The organism is Calditrichota bacterium (assembly GCA_013112635.1).
Lineage (GTDB): Bacteria > Calditrichota > Calditrichia > Calditrichales > J004 > JABFGF01.
This window is the reverse complement of the sequence record JABFGF010000001.1, coordinates 792,740-813,811: the sequence shown is the minus strand read 5'-3', so window position 1 is coordinate 813,811 and position 21,072 is coordinate 792,740. Positions and strand designations below refer to the sequence as shown.

12 protein-coding genes are annotated in these 21,072 nt (G+C 37.3%); 10 read left to right on the top strand and 2 right to left on the bottom strand.

Annotated features, from left to right (window positions below; genetic code table 11):
- Positions 1 to 64 precede the first annotated feature (64 nt).
- Entirely contained in the window at positions 65 to 8,842 is an 8,778-nt protein-coding gene (locus tag HND50_03495; protein NOG44265.1) for an SDR family NAD(P)-dependent oxidoreductase, read from the bottom strand.
- A gap of 11 nt (positions 8,843 to 8,853) precedes the next feature.
- Positions 8,854 to 9,600 (bottom strand): helix-turn-helix transcriptional regulator, encoded by a 747-nt coding sequence (locus tag HND50_03490; protein ID NOG44264.1) that lies wholly within the window; start codon positions 9,598 to 9,600, stop codon positions 8,854 to 8,856.
- A gap of 351 nt (positions 9,601 to 9,951) precedes the next feature.
- On the opposite strand from HND50_03490, the gene HND50_03485 reads away from it, so the two are divergent.
- The 10 genes from HND50_03485 (at position 9,952) to HND50_03440 (ending at position 21,072) form a co-directional block, all read left to right on the top strand.
- A complete protein-coding gene (locus HND50_03485) occupies positions 9,952 to 12,627 on the top strand; it encodes a pyruvate, phosphate dikinase (protein ID NOG44263.1) in 2,676 nt (891 codons plus the stop codon).
- Between the two features lie 176 nt (positions 12,628 to 12,803).
- Positions 12,804 to 13,802 (top strand): asparaginase, encoded by a 999-nt coding sequence (locus HND50_03480; protein NOG44262.1) that lies wholly within the window; start codon positions 12,804 to 12,806, stop codon positions 13,800 to 13,802.
- Positions 13,799 to 14,737 (top strand): histone deacetylase, encoded by a 939-nt coding sequence (locus HND50_03475; GenBank protein ID NOG44261.1) that lies wholly within the window; start codon positions 13,799 to 13,801, stop codon positions 14,735 to 14,737. Before HND50_03480 ends, HND50_03475 begins: the two co-directional genes overlap by 4 nt.
- Positions 14,730 to 15,584 carry a hypothetical protein gene (locus HND50_03470; protein ID NOG44260.1) on the top strand — a complete coding sequence of 285 codons (855 nt, stop codon included), beginning with the start codon at positions 14,730 to 14,732 and terminating at the stop codon, positions 15,582 to 15,584. Before HND50_03475 ends, HND50_03470 begins: the two co-directional genes overlap by 8 nt.
- 16 nt (positions 15,585 to 15,600) lie before the next feature.
- Positions 15,601 to 16,164, top strand: coding sequence for an elongation factor P (gene efp / locus HND50_03465; GenBank protein ID NOG44259.1), 564 nt, complete (start codon positions 15,601 to 15,603; stop codon positions 16,162 to 16,164).
- 119 nt (positions 16,165 to 16,283) lie between these two features.
- Positions 16,284 to 18,239: a HAMP domain-containing histidine kinase gene (locus HND50_03460; protein NOG44258.1), complete on the top strand. Its 1,956-nt coding sequence runs from the start codon at positions 16,284 to 16,286 to the stop codon at positions 18,237 to 18,239.
- A 9-nt stretch (positions 18,240 to 18,248) separates the two neighbouring features.
- On the top strand, positions 18,249 to 18,980 hold the full coding sequence (locus tag HND50_03455; GenBank protein ID NOG44257.1) for a response regulator: 732 nt from the start codon (positions 18,249 to 18,251) through the stop codon (positions 18,978 to 18,980).
- Positions 18,981 to 19,145: 165 nt separating this feature from the next.
- A complete protein-coding gene (locus tag HND50_03450) occupies positions 19,146 to 20,030 on the top strand; it encodes a tetratricopeptide repeat protein (GenBank protein ID NOG44256.1) in 885 nt (294 codons plus the stop codon).
- A 19-nt stretch (positions 20,031 to 20,049) separates the two neighbouring features.
- Complete coding sequence (locus HND50_03445) at positions 20,050 to 20,493, top strand: GatB/YqeY domain-containing protein (protein NOG44255.1); 444 nt, start codon at positions 20,050 to 20,052, stop codon at positions 20,491 to 20,493.
- Positions 20,494 to 20,502: 9 nt separating this feature from the next.
- Positions 20,503 to 21,072: a CvpA family protein gene (locus tag HND50_03440; GenBank protein ID NOG44254.1), complete on the top strand. Its 570-nt coding sequence runs from the start codon at positions 20,503 to 20,505 to the stop codon at positions 21,070 to 21,072.

Genomic DNA, 21,072 nt, shown 5'->3' with positions numbered 1-21,072 from the left:
AAGTGCTTAAAATAAAAGTTTAAAAATTTTTTATTTGGTTTTTGTTGAAGATGACTACAAAATTTTAGAATTCTTCCTCATCATCATCTTCCTCAAGGCTTTTTAGAAGCATTGCTTCTGCTTCTTCATCACTCAAATCTTCAATTTCGGAAAGAGCTTCATCTTTTTTGACTGCTTCTTCATCTATTTTTTCTGGTGTTTCTTCTGCATCACTTAATTTCAAGACATCTGTTAATAGATAACTCGCCAAAGCATCAATAGTCGGGTAGTTAAAAACCATGGTTGCCGGTAAGTTTTTACCAACACCGGAGTCAATGGAGTTTTTTAACTCAATGGCCATTAGAGAATCAAGCCCCATAGACTGAAGTGGTTGTGTTGAATCAACAGCTGTATTCGCTTCCATGCCTAAAACACGGACAGTTTGTTGTTTCAGAAATTCAGTCATCATTTCAAGCCGCATTTCAACCTCAGCTTCCTCAAGCTTAGAAAGGAATTCCGGTTTTTCAGCAGGGCCATCAGAAGCCGACGCGCTTGTTCCGGCAAATTCAGAATACAAAACAGGAGTATCTCCGGGAAATTGCTTGAGAAAAGCTTTCCATTGAATTGGTAGTACACCAACCTGGGCATTGCCTTTCGCCAGAATACGTTCCATCATTTGCAGGCCTTGTTCCGGTGATATCATTCCCATACCACCTGAGTTTCTGCGGCTCATGTCGGTTGTTGCAGCCATCCCGGAACTGCTCCACGGTCCCCAGTTAATACTTGTGGCAGGTAAACCATGCTCACGGCGGTACCAGCTAAGCGTATCCATAAAGGCGTTGGCTGCAGCGTAATTGCCTTGCCCGGGTGAGCCAAGCATTGAAGCGGCAGATGAGAAGTATACGAAGAAATCAAGATCCATTGATTTGCTTATTTCATGCAAGTTCCATGATCCTGTAACTTTTGGTGCCATAACCTTTTCAAATCGTTCCCAGTTCTGTTGCATAAGAACGCCATCATCCAAAAGACCAGCAGCATGAAAAATACCTTTAATGGCAGGAAGTCCAAGACTGTCAGTGTTAATAGCGCTCTTTAAGGCTTCTAAATCGGACACATCTGCATTAACAACTTTTACAGCTACGCCTTTCTTTTCAAAACTTTCAATAGTCTCTTTTACTTCGCCGGAAGGTGAACGGCGGCTCATTAGCATCAGGTTTTTAGTACCTTTATCAATCAACCATTTAGCCACGTGTAAACCAAGTGCGCCAAGCCCGCCTGTGATCAGGTAACTGCCGTCATTATAATCAATCTCTTTTACCTGTGGGATATCTGTTTCTGGTTCTTCATCAAGTTCCTGCCGGATTACAACTTTGCCGATATGTTTTGCGGCCATCATAAACCGGAAAGCACTTTCTGCTTCGTTTATAGAATAAGTTTTTAGTTGCAGAGGCTTTAACTCACCGCTTTCAAATTTTCCGGCGATTTCAGCGAAAAGTTCACTGACAAAAGCAGGTTCGGTTTCAGAAAGATGATCCAGAGCAATAATGTGATAAGCCAGATCGGCACGTTCAGATTTTATTTGTACTTCACTCCAGATATCTACTTTACCAATTTCAAGGAAACTTCCTTTTTCAGATAAAATATCCAGGTTCTTTGGGATATAATCTCCGTTAAGCGAGTTGAGCAGTACATCAACACCTTTACCATCTGTTATTTCTTTTACCTCATCAGCATAGTCGAGCGAGCGGGAATTCATCACATAATCAGCACCCAGCTCTTTAACCACTTTTCTTTTTTCGTCATTACCGGCAGTACCAAAAATAACAGCGCCTTCAGCTTTGGCAAGTTGGATGGCTGCCTGGCCAACGCCACCAGATGCGGCATGGATAAAGACCTTATCACCTTTTTTAATTTTTGCAAGATGATTTAGTGCATAATGAGCAGTTAAAAATGTAATCGGGATTGTAGCAGCTTCCTCGTGTGATAGATTTTTGGGTTTTACTACCACAAGATCGGCCCAGGTTATGACGTAGCTGGCAAATGACCCGCCGGCAATACCCATAACTTCATCACCCACTTTTACATTTGTAACACCTTCACTAATGGCTGTAACCGTTCCTGAACATTCACCACCAAGCGGACCCGGATCACCCGGATACAAATCGAGGGCATTCAATACATCGCGGAAATTAAGCCCGGTTGCATGTACTTTTATTTCAATAGCACCTTTTGGTAAGGATTGCCGTTCCATTGGAACAAGCTGTAAATTATCTAAAAGACCTTTTTTAGAACTATCCAGTCGCATAGGACCTTTAGCACCGGAAGCAGAAGCGTCGCTGTCGATTTTACTACGGACAAGGCGTTGTACAAATCGGTCATCATCACGGAAAGCAACCTGATTTTCAATCGATCCGGATGCCAATTCCTGAATGATTTTTTCCAGCGGTGTTTTATCTTGTTCAAGATCAATTGAAAGGCTTTGCAATTCAGGGTGTTCCATGGCAAGGACGCGGGTCAATCCCCAAATAGACCCTTGCTCGATGTTAATTTTTTCTTCACCGGAAATTGCCTGACCGTTTTGTGACAGAACTACTAATTTAGGCATTTCTACCCAGCCTGTTGTTGCCAGGTTCTGTACAAGTAACAGAAGGGATTTATTAATTTCTTTTTGAGATTTTTGTATTTGTTTTAATGCAAGATCATTTGTTGAAACATAATTAGAGGCCAACATATGAATAATGCCATCGAGACTATCTTTCTCAATGGCAAAAGCTTCATTCAACAGCTTTGCATAATCAGCGTTTTCATCAAAATTTATCTGCCAGCAGTTATCGCCAATTTTTTTAAAGGAATCACCGGTTTCAACTAAAATTGAAGTTCCGCCATTTTCATTAATTGCAGCAGATAGTTTTTGACCCAGTCCTTGCGAATCGGCTAATAAAAGCCATTTGCCGGATAGTTTTCCATTCTCTGAAATATTCTCTTTACGCCAGATACTTTCATATAACCAGTTATCCATTCTCTCACGAATAGCTTTTGGCAGAGAATTCATGGTTGTATGCATGTGGCGCAGGCCAATCATTTCTGCAATCAGGACACCTTCTTCGTCATACCAATGCAGATCGCTTAAAAGTATATTTTTGTCATTATTGTCACTACGTCGTTTGATATGACACCAAAGTTCAGAAGCGCCTTCTTTATGAACTTTATAATGTTCAATTCCAACCGGTAAGAATATGCCCGATTTTGAAGCTTCAGCTGCATCTCCGGAAAGTGTTGCTGCTAATAATTGAGTTCCGGCATCAGTTAGGGCAGGGTGGAAATGATATTGGGTTGTATCCTGAATTGATTTTTCCTGTAATTTAAACCAGCCAAAAGCCTCGTTTTCGCCCCTCCACATTTTGCGGATAACCTGTAGGCTTTTGCCATGCTCAAACCCATGTTCATGCATTTTGCCATAGAATGAGGCAACATCGATTTCCTCTTTATTGCGGCTTTGTAAATCAGCTATACTGCTGCGCCCATTCTTTGAAGACTCTGATTCTTCTAATATAACTGAAATATTTCCGGCAGCATTTATGGTCCAGTTATCCGGATCGGATTGTCCATCTTCATCCTGTTGCTGGCTGTAAATCTGGAAAAAATGTTTATCATTTTCATCTTTCGATATAGTGACCTGAACGGTACAATAACCTTCTTCAGGTACCGGGATCGCCTCAAGAATACCAAGGTTTTCAACTTTGTGATTACCTGCTCCAAACGCCTTATTTGCTGCAGCCAGGGCCATCTCCATGTAACCGGTTGCCGGGATCAGCGAAACACCAAAAATCCGGTGATCGTCTAAAATATCCAGGGATTGGGTGTTGAAACGTGCTTCAAAAACCACATCTTTTATTACCGGTGAGCGAAATCTTTCACCCAATAATGGATGAATGTCTCCACTCTTACCAATCATCTTAACACTTTGACCCGAATCTGTTTCACTATCATCCTCGTCATTTATCCAAAAGCGTTTTTTCTGGAAAGCATAATTTGGGATTTGCTCAAACTGGCGGATAAAATAGCGGTCAAAACTATCCCAGCTTATTTCAAGGCCATTAACATAAAGCTGTCCAACTCCCTGAAGCATTATGTCCCAATCATCACTATCGCGTTTTATTGATGGAACCCAGGTTGCTTCATGTTCACTAAGTGCAAATTTGCCCATTCCTGTAAGTGTTGGATGTGGGCCTGTTTCAACGAAAATATTAACGCCTTCTTTAGCCAGTGTTTGCATCCCGGCATTAAACTGAACGCCCTGACGTATATGATCACGCCAGTATTTAGCGTCTGGTGTCTGCCCAATCCCAAGAAGATCACCAGTGAGGTTTGAAACGATGGCAATTTTAGATGGCTTATAGGAAATCTCATTGGCCACTTTTTCAAATTCGTCTAAAATCGGTTCCATTAATGGAGAATGAAAAGCGTGGGAAACAGTTAATAAACGTGTTTTGATTTCTCTTTCAGCGAATTGGTCAACAATCTTTTTTACGGCATCTTTTTTTCCGGAGATTACTGTATTGCCGGGTCCGTTTACACCGGCGATAGAAATATCATTTTCCATTCCCGCAATAGCTTTGGAAATTTCTTCCGGTGCTGCAAATATAGCGGCCATATCACCATCATGGGGTAAGCTTTGCATTAATCGTCCGCGTGTTGCAATTAGCTTTAGGCCATCTTCCAGGCTAAAAACCCCGGCAATTGTGGCAGCCACGTATTCCCCAACACTATGCCCGATTACATAATCAGGTTTTATTCCCCAGGAAATCCATAGTTCGGCCAAAGCATACTCAATGGCAAACAAGGCAGGCTGGGTGTAAGCTGTTTCATTTATCAATTTGTCATTGGTATCTTCAGGGAAAATAACGGATAGCAATGGTTTTTCAAGATATTCAGTCAGGACTGCATCACAGGCATCGAGTGCGGCTTTAAATGCTGGCTGGGTTTCGTATAAAGATTTGCCCATATTGACATATTGGGCACCCTGGCCTGTAAACATAAAGGCTACTTTATTATCCTGGCGATCTTTTACAACATTTTTAATAAGGGCCGGATCAGAAAAATTTTCTTGTATTGCTTTTAATTTTTGATTGAGGTCCTCTGTGGTTGCAGCCGTTACGCTCAGGCGATGTTGAAATGAACTGCGTCCTTTATTTGATGAATAGCATAAGTTTGCCAGGCTTGTATTTGGATTGGCATCAGTAAAATCGATATATCTTTGAACAATATCTTTTAGAGCATTGTCACCTTTTGCAGAGAGTTTTAAAATATGCTGAGGACGATCAATGTCATTTTCACGTTTTATTTTTGGAGGCGCTTCTTCCAAAACCATGTGGGCATTTGCGCCGCCAAATCCAAAAGAGCTAACTTCTGCAATCCTGCGTTTGCCATTTGGCTCCCAGGTCATGTTTTCAACTGGAATTTTAAAAAGATTTTCATCAAAAGGGATTCGTGGGTTTATGGAGTTAAAATGCAGGTGAGCAGGTATCGTTTTATGTTGCATAGCCAGAATAATTTTAATCATTCCGATAATTCCGGCTGCAGCTTCCAAATGGCCAACATTTGTTTTAACAGAACCAATTGCTATCGGGCCGGCTTCTTTAGATCTGTTTTCAAACACCTCAGTTAATGCCTGTATTTCAATTGGATCACCGAGGCTTGTTCCCGTGCCATGTGCTTCAAACATACTCACATCATCAGGTGTGATGTTTGCATCGTTCATTGCCTCACGGATAACATTAACCTGCTGGATACGATTTGGCGCAGTTATTCCATTGCTGTGACCATCTTGGTTTGTTGCCGAACCGCGTATAAGCGCAAGAATATTATCACCATCTCGTTTTGCATCGCTTAGTCTTTTTAGAAGAACAACTCCAACACCTTCACTTCTTACATAGCCCTGAGCATCAGCATCAAAAGTTTTGCAACGGCCATGCGGTGCTAACATGCGTGCTTTGGAAAGTGCAATGTTTACGTCAGGAGCTAAAATTAAATTCACACCACCGGCTACGGCCATTTCTGTTTCGCCACGCTGCAAGCTTTTACAGGCCAGGTGAGTGGAGACCAAAGAAGAGGAACAAGCAGTGTCCATTGCTACAGAAGGTCCGCGTAAATCAAATAAATATGAGATTCGGTTAGCGGTTATGCAAATGGCATTACCAGTACCGGAATACATATTGGCTTTGTCAAGTTTTCCGTGGTTGAAGTGTGAGTAATCGTAATTTCCTATCCCAACAAAAACACCGGTGTTACTGCCGCGTATTTTTTCTGGTTGAATACCGGCATTTTCAAGTGTCTCCCAAAAAACCTCCAGAAGAAGTCGCTGTTGCGGATCCATCTCCGTAGCTTCACGCGGGGAAACTCCAAAAAAGTGCGGGTCAAACTGGTCAACATTTTTAAGAAATCCACCGTGCCTGCTAACCATTTTTCCTATCGTATCAGGATTTGGATCATAAAGCTCGTCAATATCCCAACGTTCTTTTGGAACTTCGATTACAGAGTCAATACCATTTTTAAGATTGTCCCAAAACTGCTCAGGGTTATCAGCACCAGGAAAACGGCAACCCATTCCGATTACAGCAATAGGCTCATCTTTTTCATCTTTCGAAAGTTTTTTGCTTACAACCGGGGCAGGTACAACACCTTCACCGGCAAGATAAGCTGATAGGGTTGTGATTGAAGGGTAATCCCAGATAATAGTTGGGGAGAGCGGTTGTTCAATCCATTCTTCCAGATCACCAACCATGCCTATCGCCTGAGCAGAATCAAGTCCAAAACTGACAAAAGGCTTGTTGATATCAATCTCTAGTTTATCAACCCCAACTGATTCTGATAAATGATTTATTATCCAGTCTTCAATTTCTCGGGCATTTTGTTTTTGGGTTTCCGGTATTATATCTGATACAGGCTGTGGAGGTTTAATTTCTTCATCATGATCCAAATCCTGCTCGTAAGAAGAATCTGAAATGGTTGACGCCCCGTGCCATTCATGTAAAATTTTGAGTTCATTGTTTAAATAAGCATTTTTAACGGCATGGCGTTGTATTTTACCACTGGATGTTTTAGAAATTGATTTTGCCTTAATTAGTATTACACCATAAACGCGGATATCATTTGTTTCTGTAATAATGTGCCTTATTGCCGAGACAACCTCATCCATTTTAATGTTTTTCTTTTGACGTAGTTCGCAAACTACAACAAGATGCTCTTCGGAATCTTCTGTAATAGAAAATGCAGCGCTGCAGCCGGGTTTTACATCTTCATGTCCGGATTCAATCAAGAACTCAATATCCTGCGGATAATAGTTTCTACCACGGATGATGATTAAGTCTTTTACACGCCCCGTTATATAAAGCTCATTGTCACTAAGATATCCGAGATCTCCGGTGCTTAGATAAGGCCCGTCGTTCGTATTTTTGATGAAATTATTAAAAGTCTCATTTGATAATTCTTTTTTACCCCAATATCCCTGAGAAATATTTGGACCTTTAATCCATACTTCACCGGCCATATTATCAGAAACCTTTTCACCGGTTTTGGGATCAATAATTGCAATTGCCTGCTCAGGTTGAGCATATCCGCAACTTGTCATAATGGTTGCATCACTATGCGATGTTGGAACTTCTGCAATCTGATTTTTTTGGAGAGCTTTGCTGTCCAGGCTTAGTGTTTGTGGAGATTTTTCCGGGTGGACTCCGGTAACATATAAAGTTGCTTCAGCAAGGCCATAACAGGAAAGAAAGCTTTCTTTTTTAAACCCATTCTTATTGAATGTATCGTAAAATCTTTCAATAGTTTCCTGACGAACAGGTTCGGCGCCACTAAAAGCAACTTTCCAGTTACTAAGTTCCAGCGATTGAAGATGTTTTTCCGTTGCTTTTCGGGCACATAAATCATAACCAAAGTTTGGCCCACCACTGGCAATTCTGTATTCTTTCAAATCTGAGATTGTTTCAAGCCATCTTAATGGCCGTTGCAAAAAATGGATGGGTGATAAAACTGTAGTAGGTATACCTCTGTAAATAGGTTGAATGATTCCGCCAATTAAACCCATGTCATGGTACATTGGCAGCCACGAAACAACCCGGTCGATATCCTGCATACCAAATCCATTATATATATGCCCGGAATTTGTAATTAGGTTATCATGTGTTAGCATTACACCTTTAGGTGAACCGGTGGAGCCTGAGGTATACTGCAAAAAAGCGATTGAATCTTTATCAATCTCCGGCTTTTTCCATGAGTCAGCATAATGGTCTACAACATCATCAGAAGAAATCCATTGTAAATTTCCAAGTTCATTCGCACTAGCCAGGCCTGTTTGCTGAACAGAGAAATGGTTCATTGTTGTTTTAAATTTTCTCAAAAACGGAACTTTTGACATTGAATCAGAAAACTTAGAACCCAGCTTTAAAATTTTTATCATATACATGATCGAATCATTTGTCAGAGCCATTGTGGCTTGTGCATCTGAAACGATTGCCTGCAAACGAGGCAATGTACGGTTTAATCTATTTGGATCGGGTGGGTAAGCCGGAACGGCAATAACGCCAGCATACAAACATCCAAAAAAGGCAATTAAATAATCCAGTCCGGGTGGGTAAAGTAGTAAGGCTCTTTCTCCGGTCAACCCCTTTTTTTGGAGAACAGAGGCAAACGCACGTACTTTCCTATCCAAATCAGCATAAGTAAGTACAGTTTTCTTTTTATTGCCATCTGCCAAAAAAGAAAATGCTTCTTTATCTCCATATAATTCTGCGCGTGATCTTAAAAGGTCAACTAATGTATCAGGATTAATATTTGGTATATCATTTTTGGGGGACATTTTTATACCCTTTACAGACTTAGATTATTGTTACGGGTTAATACCTGCCAGGATTTTCCATGACGTGTTTTAAAAGATCGACTGAATGCTGATAAATTTTTATAATCTAACACCTGAAATACATTCCTTGGTTTCAGGTTTCTCTCAAACAGTAATATATCTTCATAGTGACATAGCAAGGTTTGTTTAAATTGCCTAAAATTGACTCCAAAATAGCTTTTGAATTCTTTACGAAAATGACTCTGAGACATCCGCAAATACTTAGCAATATGTTCTGTTGTAAAAAGCTTGATTGGCGTATTTTCTATATATCGTAAAATTCTTTTTCCGCGGGATGGAAGTAGTTCATAATCATAATCAAACAGTTCTTCCGGGATTTTTTTCCAACGTTCTGCAAATAGCTTTTTTAAAGCAATATTAAGATTGTTTTGTCTCTGTTCGCCAACAAAACAATATTTAATTCCAGCTTTATAAAGCTCAGCAAATTCTCCGTCTTTCAAAACAGGATTAAAGTAAATAATTGTTAATAATGGAAAGCGTTCATATAGCTGACATAAATCCATAACGATTTTTGAAGAAAAGACCTTGGTACAGATAAGAAAGTTGATTTCTTCATCAATTAGCTGAGTCGTTATGTCATTAACAGAGAATTGCCCGGAATCAAAATACTGAAAATCCCATCCATTTTGCCCACGAAGAACCATACTTAAATCATCGAGCTCTTCCTGATGCTCGTAATACACGATTAAAGCCGACAAATCTTCCTCCTTGATTTTGATGTCAGCATAATTGTTAAAAATGATAACATAAGATTACAAGAGTGAAAATTATGTAAGATATTTTTAACAAAAGCGATTTTTATGGACTGCTTAACCCCCATTTGGAAAAGCATGACAAATTTGATTTAAAACAGCTTTTGTCATTGTGATTTAAGTCACCTGAATTTTTTTAAAAATTTCTTTTTTCAAATTAAGAATTAATAAATAAAATTTTGTATATTAAAGACTGATTATTCAAAAGTACTATTTGAAATCATTTAAAACAGGTTTACATAGACTTTTTTATAAGAAAAATAATTTATGTTTAATAGAAAATTTTGGAGGCATTAAATGTCTGAAAAATATGTTTATTCATTTGGCGCAGGGAGCGCTGAAGGACAAGCGAATATGAAGTTATTGCTCGGTGGTAAGGGAGCAAATTTAGCTGAAATGTCCAATATTGGTGTTCCGGTTCCGGCAGGGTTTACAATATCAACAGAAGTTTGCAGTGATTATTATGAAAATGATGGCCAGTATTCTGAGCTTGTAAAAAAACAAGTACAAGAAGGTGTGAAAAAAGTTGAAGGTGTTATGGGAGCTGTTTTTGGAGATAAGCACAATCCTTTGCTCCTTTCTGTACGTTCAGGGGCACCAGCCTCCATGCCTGGTATGATGGATACTGTTTTGAATCTTGGATTAAATGATGAAACTGTACACGGTATTATTGAACAATCTGGCAATGAGCGTTTTGGATGGGATTCATATCGCCGGTTTGTGCAAATGTATGGTGATGTTGTTTTAGATTTGAAACCAAAAACAAAAGAAGAAGAAGATCCTTTTGAAGTAATTATTCATGAAATGAAAGAACGTAAAGGCGTTAAGCTGGATACCGATTTAACTGCAGAGGATTTGAAAGAACTCGTAAGTCTTTTTAAAGCAGAGATTAAAAAAGATACAGGTCACGATTTTCCAACAGATCCATGGACTCAGTTATGGGGTGCGGTAAGTGCTGTATTTGGATCATGGAATAATCAGAGAGCAGTTACATATAGAAAACTAAATAATATTCCTGCCGAATGGGGTACAGCAGTAAACGTGCAAGCCATGGTTTATGGAAACATGGGTGATGATTGTGCTACTGGCGTTGCTTTTACACGCGACCCGGCCACTGGCGAAAGAAAATTTTATGGTGAATATCTTGTAAATGCACAAGGTGAAGATGTTGTTGCCGGTGTAAGAACTCCAGAACCTGTTGATGATTCTACAAGAAGTGACGAATCTCAGGTTACTTTAGAAAAATTAATGCCTGGTCCATATTCTGAATTGGTTGCTACTTACAAAAAATTGGAAAACCATTATTCCGATATGCAAGATCTGGAATTTACAATTCAAAAAGGTAAACTTTGGATGCTGCAAACTCGCAATGGTAAAAGAACAGCAGCAGCAGCTGTAAGAATTGCTGTTGAGATGGTTGAAGAAGGCATGATCGATAAAGAAACAGCTGTCTTACGCGTTGAACCAGATCAGTTGGACCAGTTATTACATCCTACTTTTGATCCGGGTGCAGAAAAAGTTGTTATAACAAAAGGTTTACCTGCTTCTCCTGGCGCTGCAACAGGTAAAATAGTTTTCCATGCCGATGATGCGGAAGAATGGGTTGAACGTGGTGAAGATGTAATTCTTGTACGTATAGAAACCTCTCCGGAAGACATTGGTGGTATGAATGTGGCTAAAGGTATTCTGACAGCAAGAGGTGGAATGACTTCTCATGCAGCTGTTGTTGCCCGTGGAATGGGTACTTGTTGTGTAGCTGGTTGTGGAGAAATTAAAATCGATTACAAAGCCAAAGTAATGATTGTTGATGGCAAAGAATACAAAGAAGGCGATTGGCTTTCTCTTGATGGTTCCGAGGGTCTTGTTATTGCTGGTAAAGTAGCAACTGTAACTCCGGAACTCTCTGGAAATTTTGGTACTTTAATGTCTTGGGCCGATGAAATTCGCCGTTTAAAAGTTCGTACAAATTCTGATACACCGCATGATTCTGAAGTTGCCAGAAACTTTGGTGCGGAAGGTATTGGTTTATGCCGGACCGAGCACATGTTTTTTGAAGGCGATCGTATTAAGGCCGTCCGTGAAATGATTCTTGCAGAAGATGAAGCAGGCCGTAGAAGTGCACTAGATAAATTGCTTCCTTACCAACGGGATGATTTTTATGGTATCTTTAAAGCTATGCACGATTTGCCTGTAACAATCCGAACACTTGATCCTCCATTGCATGAGTTCTTGCCGCATGAAGAAGAAAATCAGCAGGAAATGGCAAAGGAAATGGGAATAACCCTTGAAGAGGTTAAAGAAAAAGTTGACTCATTACATGAGTTTAACCCAATGCTTGGCCACCGTGGATGCCGCTTAGGCGTTACGTATCCGGAGATTACCGAGATGCAAGCCAGGGCAATAATGGAAGCTGCCTGCCAGTTAAAATCTGAAGGTGTAAATGTACTACCAGAAATAATGATTCCATTAATTGGAACTAAGGCCGAACTTGCAAATCAGAAAGCTGTTGTTGTAGAAGTGGCAGAAAAAGTACAGGAAGAAAAAGGTATTAAAGTCGATTATCTTGTGGGAACAATGATTGAGATTCCAAGAGCTGCATTAACCGCAAACGAAGTTGCTGACGAAGCGCAGTTTTTCTCATTTGGAACAAATGATTTAACCCAGATGGCTTTTGGTTATAGCCGTGATGATGCAGGGAAATTCTTGAAAGAATATGATGAAAAAGGAATTTTACCCGATGATCCGTTTCAGACGCTGGACCAAACAGGCGTAGGTCAATTGGTTGAAATGGCAGTTCAAAAAGGGCGTAGTGTTAAACCTGATTTAAAAACTGGAATTTGTGGTGAACATGGTGGTGATCCCAGATCAGTTGAGTTTTGTCATAAAGTCGGTTTAAATTACGTAAGTTGTTCACCATTCAGAGTTCCAATTGCTCGCTTAGCAGCAGCGCATGCGGTTCTTAAAAACAAGTAATAAATGTTAATAAAACAAAAAAGCCGCTAAAAGCGGCTTTTTTTATATGGGGGACGTTCCAATGGCCTTTGGTACTTTTTTTATCCCCTCATAAATAGCATAACCCCGAATGAAAAAGAAAGATCAAATATAAATAACAAATTTTAAAAAAGTGTGACGATTTCCTCGAAAAAAGTATGAAAAAAATTCTTGTCTTACATACTGGTGGTACTTTTGGTATGATGCCAATGGAACCTGATCAAACTTTGACGCCGGGTAACTTACAACATGAGCTTCTGGAACGGGTGCCGGAAATAGCACAAATTGCTGAAATTAATGTACAAATCCCTTTTAATGAAGATAGCTCAGATCTTTCTATTAAAGAATGGGATGTTCTTGCAGAGATAATTAACAGCAATATGAATACTTATGATGGATTTGTAATAATCCATGGTACTGACACTATGGTCTTTACTGCCGCGGCTTTATCGTATAGCTTGCTTAACCTGAATAAACCTGTAATCTTAACAGGCGCGCAACGTCCCTTGTCAAAACTTCGTTCTGATGCCAGGCTGAACCTGATTGACGCCATTGAGGTTGCGACATATGATATCGGTGAAGTTGTGATTGTTTTTGGACAACATATATTACGGGGAAACAGATCACGAAAAACGAGCATTACAAGCTATGATGCTTTTTACAGCCCTAATTATCCTCCACTTGGGGAAATTGGTCTAAATGTAGAACCGAAAAAAAGTTTAATCAGGCAAAGTTCTAACAATTACCAGTTCAGCCCAGGTTTTGATTCATCTGTAATAAGCATCCATATTTTTCCAAATTGTGATCCAGGCTTTTACAGACATACAATTCTTGATAAAAATATTCGGGCCATTATGCTAATTGGGTTTGGAGCAGGTAATATTCCGATGAAGGAATCTGAATGGCTTGTGTTTATCAAAGATGCTGTTTCTGCTGGAAAAGCTGTTTTTATTAATAGTAGTTCATCACATGGCAAAGTAAATCTTCAAATATATGAAAGCGGGCAAAAAGTTATGGATGCCGGAGCAATTGGGTGTGTTGATATGACTATTGAAGCTTCTGTTGTAAAGATTATGAAATCATTAGCTTTATCATCTGATACTAAGGGTGTTAAAAACTATTTCTTAAAAAATATTGCCGGTGAGATTGAAGATTGATACGATATTTCAAAAAGCCAAAAGCGTATGTTGTTTTTTCTTCAGAATATTTAATTGGAGTATCAACCTATGGTTCGCATCATACATTTGATATCTTTAAATATAAAAGAATACGTGATAAGCTAATCGCACAGAAATTGTTAAAAGCTAAAAATATCTTGTACCCCAAACCATGTGAATATAGCGATATCAAAAAAATTCATAGCGCCATTTATATTCGCAAAATTCAAGATCCTATTTATGTAAACCAGGCCTTAAAAATTGAAATAAATACAATCTGGGATAATTCAGTTCTCGAGTATTATAAAGCTGTGTGTGGTGGTACAATCCATGCTGCATTTAAGGCCATTGAATTAAATAAGCCGATTTTTAATTTGGGTGGAGGGTTTCATCATGCCCAACCTGAAAAGGCAGAAGGCTTTTGTTTATTAAATGACATAGCAATTGCAGTTAAAAGGGTTCAGGAAGAAACAAAGATTAAGAGGGTCTTGATCGTTGACCTTGATTATCACCAAGGCAATGGCAATACTCTTATATTTAAGAATGATGCAAACGTATTTACCTTTTCAATCCATGCAGATAAATGGATAGAAGAAGAAGCTGTCTCAAATTTGGATTTATTGGTTGAATCGGGAATTTCAGAAAAAAAATATATGAAAACTGTTGAAGAAAAATTAGATTTAATACTTGAGCAGTTTAAACCGGAGTTTATTTTTTATGTAGCAGGATCGGATCCTTATGAACTTGATGAATTGGCTGACATGAATATCAGCCGTGAAATGATGTTAAAAAGAAACGTTTATATCTTGCAAATTGCCAGTAAATTGAATGTACCTGTAGTTATTTTGCCCGGCGGTGGATATGGTGAAAAAAGCTGGAAAATTTATTATGATTTTATCAGTACCGCTATGAAAGGGAATAAGCAGTATGTTTAAACTAAGTATCCACCTAAAAGAGCTGGCCAATAGAATGAGTAAGATAGAGTGGCCAACTCAAAACTTTGATTTTGATCTTAATGAAGACGATTTATTCAATGTAAATATTGGTAACCGTGGTGAAAATCTTTTTTTAGGTTATTACTCCCTTACAGGTTTAAAAATAATTCTTGAAAAATATAAAATAATTAAAAAGCTAAATAAATTAGGGTTTACCGATTTAAGTATCTCCATCGATACTTCTGATCCTTTTAAACACAAAGTAATCATTCAAAATAAAACAGATAAACTTGTTGAAACGCTAATAGAATTAGTTGTTCGCCGAGATTTTGTCAAGATAGATTTACCTTTTAAAACTGCATTGAATGGCAAAAAATATGAATGCCTTATTGTCGAATGGTTGAAGATGCAAAATCCACGTAAAGATTTTACTGATAACAGGCCGCAATTACCTGGCCAGGATAATCCTGGGCTTGGCATTGGCTCATTGGCCCTGGAACTTTTAGTAATGGCATCAAAAAGGCTTGGTTTACAGGGGATCATAAATATTCCTGATCATTTCCATAATGCTTTTTTCTACTCAAAAATTTTCTATTATGAAAATCCATTGGATCAAGCTAAATTATTAGCCATTATTAAAGAGAAGAAAAATAAAAAACTGCATGAAATGGCTTGGGCGATTGAAAATGGAAAACTAATTGATGTAGATGATGGGAAAATATTTAAATGGGATGGTAAAAGACAAGTTTTGCCACTCACAAAAGAATGGGCTCAATTATATCATTCCAGACCATACAAAAAATCTGTAGAAAATTATCTTAAGAAAAGAAAATATAAATTAATATGAACAAAGTGGAGAAGTAATGAAGATTAAGGCAACACAAATTCGCAAAGGTATGATTTTAATTTATAATAATGAACTACATGTTGTAACCGGCATGCAGCACTTTACACCAGGCAAAGGGCAAGCCGGTGTTCAAACAAAAATGAAAAATATTAAAACGGGTAATAATGCCGAAAACAGATTTCGGTCAGATGAAAATGTTGAAAAAGCTAATCTTGATACAAGGAAGATGGAATTTTTATATGATGATGGAGATAATTTCTATTTTATGGATCAGGAAACGTATGATCAAATTCCAATAAATAGTGAAATGATCGGAGATGCAAAGTATTATTTATTACCTAACACACAATGCGATATAAGTTTTTTTGAAGAAAACCCTTTAAGTGTAGAATTACCTGCAACAATGGATTTGAAAATAGTAGAAACAGCCCCACATTTAAAGACAGCAACCGTCACATCATCTTATAAGCCGGCCAAACTTGAAACAGGTCTCACTGTCCAGGTTCCTCAGTTTATCGGGGAAGATGAAGTAATTAGAATTGATACAAGAGATGGCAAATATCTGGAACGCGCAAAGTAGCCTATAGTTTTAGTAATCTGATAATTTGAATGAAATTACTTTTCTTTATAAAGCACTCTTCAATAAGGACAAAATTTTTCCTTTTCACACTTAGTATATTTGTCGCAGCAAATATTTTTGTGACATTGTACTATCCTATGTCTGTGCATGATAAAGAGTTAGCAGAACATAAACTATTATTCGAATATAAAATAAACAGCCTTCTATATAATATTTTAAGCAAAACAGATAACGATATACCTAAAGAAGATTTTATCAATTCGATCGTGTCCAGTATTGAAGGTTTGGATGAGGTTGAATATATAGGTACAAGCTATTTGGGGAATGATTATTATTTCCCTGGAGATAAATATAGTTTTGCTGAAATTGATTCATTCCCTGTAAATGAAGTGATCTTTAAGAATGATAAAAATATCTTAGCGTTATCAATCCCGGTAAAGGATAAAAAATGGGTTGGCGAAATAAACATAAAAGTTGGAATTGATGCCACGAAAATTGTTTTGTCAGAAAAAGCGGCCCGATACCAATCGTTTGTTTTACTTTTAATTTCTGCAATCTTAATCTACCTTTTTGTCTTTTTCTTTGACCGCGTTGTCTATATTCCATTTAAAAAGCTCATACATTTATCAAAACTTGTTTCAATTGGCCAGGAAAGCCTGGAAGAGCATTCCGGGATGTCAACAGAGTTTAACAGGGTTGTTGGATACCTGGAAGTTGCTGCAAAACGAATGGCAGAGCTGCGCCAGGATAATAAAATGATTCCGCTTAACCTGAGAAAATCTCAGCAGAAAGCAGAACAAATTCAGAAAAACCTTGATAAAGAACTTGAAGCAATGTCTAACCTGGTTATTTATATGCTGGAGCTTAGAAAGGAGAAAACTAAAAAAGGTATTTTTGATAATTTAGTAAAAGAGATTACTTCAAGTTTGGGTTATTCGGTTTCATTTCTCTTTAAATATGAAAATTCCAAATTGATATTCGATAGTTCCAGCTTGAAAGGACTTAGTGTTCTTGATGAAAAAATTAAGTTCGATTTAAAAAATTTTATTATTGCTGACCAAAATTATATTGTTCAAAAAATGCAAAGTCATTATCCCTTAATTCGCGAAGAATTACCTTTTAATGATATTATGTTAAAATATAATTTAGCCGGAAAATTTGCTTTAATACCAATTAATACGGCTTTCCATTTTTATGGAATGGTAATTATCGGGAACCTTGGCGAGAAAAAATCCATTGAACATAAAGATCTTGAAAAGTTAATGCTGCTTGCAAATACGGTGGCTTTACATCTTGAAAATATTGACAATGTTCAAAATCTGGAGCGAAGTGTAAAACAGCGTACGGAAGAGTTGGAAATAACAAATAAACTTCTTAGCGATTCGATAATTGAAAAAGATATTATGTTAAAACTGGTCTCACATGATTTAAATGCTCCTTTACGTAATGTGATTGGTTTGGTTGAATCAATTGAAAGAAAATACAAAGATGATTTAGATGGTGATTTAAATGACAGGTTGCTGAGAATACGCAAAAATGTTGAGAAAGAACTCAACATGATCGAGGAAATTCTTACTAATTTTAAATCCAGCAAAAATATCGGATTAAAAGAACCCGTAAATATTTCAGTGCTTATCTCTTCAATTCTTGATGAACTGACTTATGAGCTAAAAAGGAAAAATGTAAAGGTAGAAATCGATAAAAATTTACCAGTGTTACTTTCTAATGAAGCAGTTTTAAAACATATTTTTTTGAACCTGATTGACAATGCCTGTAAATATATGCCAATAAAAAAACGCAGTAATAAAATAAAGATACTATCAAATATTGAAGAGGAATTTTTGGTGTTCCAAGTAACTGATAATGGTCCGGGAATTCCACCAGAAAAACAGGTGAATGTTTTTGATTCTTACCAGAGAGGCAATAATTCTCCCGATCAAAGCGGAGGAAAAGGTCTTGGATTAGCTCTTGTCAAAAATATGGTCGGTAAAATTGGTGGAGAAATACATCTCCAAAGTAAAGTTGGCAAAGGTACTTCTTTCTTTATAAAGTTTAATAACTATCAGATTAATTAAAAGGCCCACATGGAAACCTTAAGAATTTTAATTGTCGAAGATGACGAAGACCATGCATTTTTGGAAGCGGATATCCTTAATGATGAGTTGGATTGCCTTGTAACTGTGGCAATTTCCAAGGCAGATTTGGAAAATGTTGATCTTTCAAAACAAGACATTGTTTTATTGGATTTTAATCTACCGGATGCAACGGGCAGTGAAATATTAGATTTAATCAGGGAAGAAACTGATATTCCCGTGATAATTATTACAGCACAAAAAGAGATGCAAATTGCCATTAATACACTAAAAGGCGGCGCAAATGATTTTCTTGAAAAATCTCCGCAGAACATTGCTATACTTCCAAAAACAGTAAAAAAAGTCTACAAAGATTATATCGAAAATAAAAAAACTCAGTCAAAAGAGTTAGAAGAAGAAATGCTGCAGATTCGGGTGGAAACTTTGCGGCAAATATTAACAACCCTCGCACATTATATAAATAATTCAACAACAACAATATCGGGTTATGCACAACTGGCAACTCAAAATCCTGAAGATATTCGCAGGGCTGTAAAACTTTCGCAGGTAAGTTTAAAAGAAACTCAGAAAATAACTTTGGTACTAAAAGAACTGGAAAGTTTTGTAAATAATATGGAAATAAAAACTACAAATTATGTTGATATTCCCAACGCCATGTTTGCCATTGAAGAGAATTTAAAGAAAAAAATGAAAGAAGTTGAGGAACCTGAAAGCGATCAGTGAATATAAATCCTTAACAAACAGCCATAATTGTGATGTAAAATATATACGCGTTTACGCTTCAATAATATTTTTACACCAATTAAATAAGTATACTTGCCCTAAGTAGGTTATACTTTTATATTTACCGCTCTTTTTTTATTAAAAATTTATGACCAGGAGGTATTGATGTTTAAGAAAATGATTCTATTAGCATTTATTACACTTTTAAGTAGTGGAATTGTTTTTGCTCAGAATGAAGATGTAAGAAGCCAGGCAGCCGGACAAGCTTATAACTCAGGAATGGATTTGTCCCGTCAAAAGAAATTTGATAAAGCGATACCAAAGTTTTTAGAAGCAATTAAGGAAGACAGCAATTTTCCAAAAGCAAATTATATGCTTGCATATGCTTATCAGAAAACCACAAAATATTCTGAAGCTGAAAATGCCTATAAAAATGCAATCAAATTGGATAGCAAATTTGAAAAAGCATACATTTCTCTTGCTAAGTTACAATCTAAAATAGACAAAACAAGTGAAGCAATTAATACTTATAAGGCAGTGTTGGCTTTTAATCCAACATCTTCGAAAGCCAATTTTGGTCTTGGGAAAATATACTACCAGCAAAAAGTCTGGGAAAAAGCCTTAAAGTTTTCTAATGCTTCTATTGAATCAAATGGCAAATATGCCCCTGCACATAATATACTTGGTCTAACATATGCAGGATTAAAGCGACATTCTAAAGCAGCTGAAGCATTTGAAAATGCCATAGCAAATACAAGCGCAAAGCAAAAACAGCTTAAAGGCACATACTATTATCGTTTGGGTGAGGCTTATGTTAATGCTAAGAATTATACAAAAGCAGAAGATGCATTAAAAAAGGCAATTAGCAGTACCCGTAGAAGCAATGTAAAAGCAGCATGTAACTTTAATTTGGGCATTGTTTATAAAAACAAAGGTCAGAGCCAAAAAGCATTGAAACATTTTCGTGAAGCTGCAAAAAACAGAAGCTGGAAACAATCTGCAGAATATGAGATCGATATTATTTTAAACCCAGATAAATATTCATATTAGTACTAGGAACAATTGTTCGATGAACCTTGAATCGCAAATTAAGAATGATATGACCGAGGCCTTAAAATCGGGTCAAAAAGAAAAATTAAACACCTTAAGAACAACATACTCACAAATTAAAGATGAACGTATTAAGCATAGAAAAGAACTCACGGATGAAGATGTAATATCTGTGCTTATGCGCGGTGTTAAAAGCCGAAAAGATTCAATTGAGATGTATAAAAAAGGCAGCCGGCAGGATCTGGTGGATAAAGAAACTGCCGAGCTTGAAATACTGCAAAGCTATTTGCCTGCCCAGATGTCTGAAGATGATGTAAAACAAATTGTCGCCGAAATAATTAAAACAAGTGGAGCCGCGGATTTAAAAGATATTGGAAAAGTAATGGGACCTGCCATGGCGAAGCTAAAAGGTAAAACGGACGGCAAACTCGTTCAACAAATTGTCCGTTCGCTTCTCTCGTAATTACCTTCAATGAACTATTTAGATTTATCCTTTCTTACTCTGATTGCATTTATTACTGTTCGTGGTCTCTTTAGAGGGCTAATTACAGAGCTGATGGTTCTGGTGGCCCTTTCTTTAGGTGTGATTACGGCAACAGTTCTTCATCCGCCATTGCAATTAAAAATTTTAGAATTTTTCCCAGATATTCCAATTGCAGTAGCGAAGGTAAGTGCCTTTGTTGTTATTTTCCTGGCCGTTAATATTTTTATACGGCTGTTATCAAAAACCCTAAATAAAATTGCAACATTCACATTTTTACAACCTGTCAATAAATTGGCAGGTGCATTGTTTGCATTTACAAAAATCACCTTAATTATCAGTATTGTCTTAAATGGAATTATTCTGTTTCCCGGCTCAGACTATTTTTTACAAAAAATGGGAAAAGATGATAGTTTGGTTTACGAACCAGTTCAAAAATTCGCACCTGTGTTAAAAAATCTATTCTTCCCGGGCGATGAGAGTTCAATTAAAGATATGATCCCATTCGATGAAATAAATCCTGATTCAACAGCATCTGATATTCTAAAACACCTTAAATAA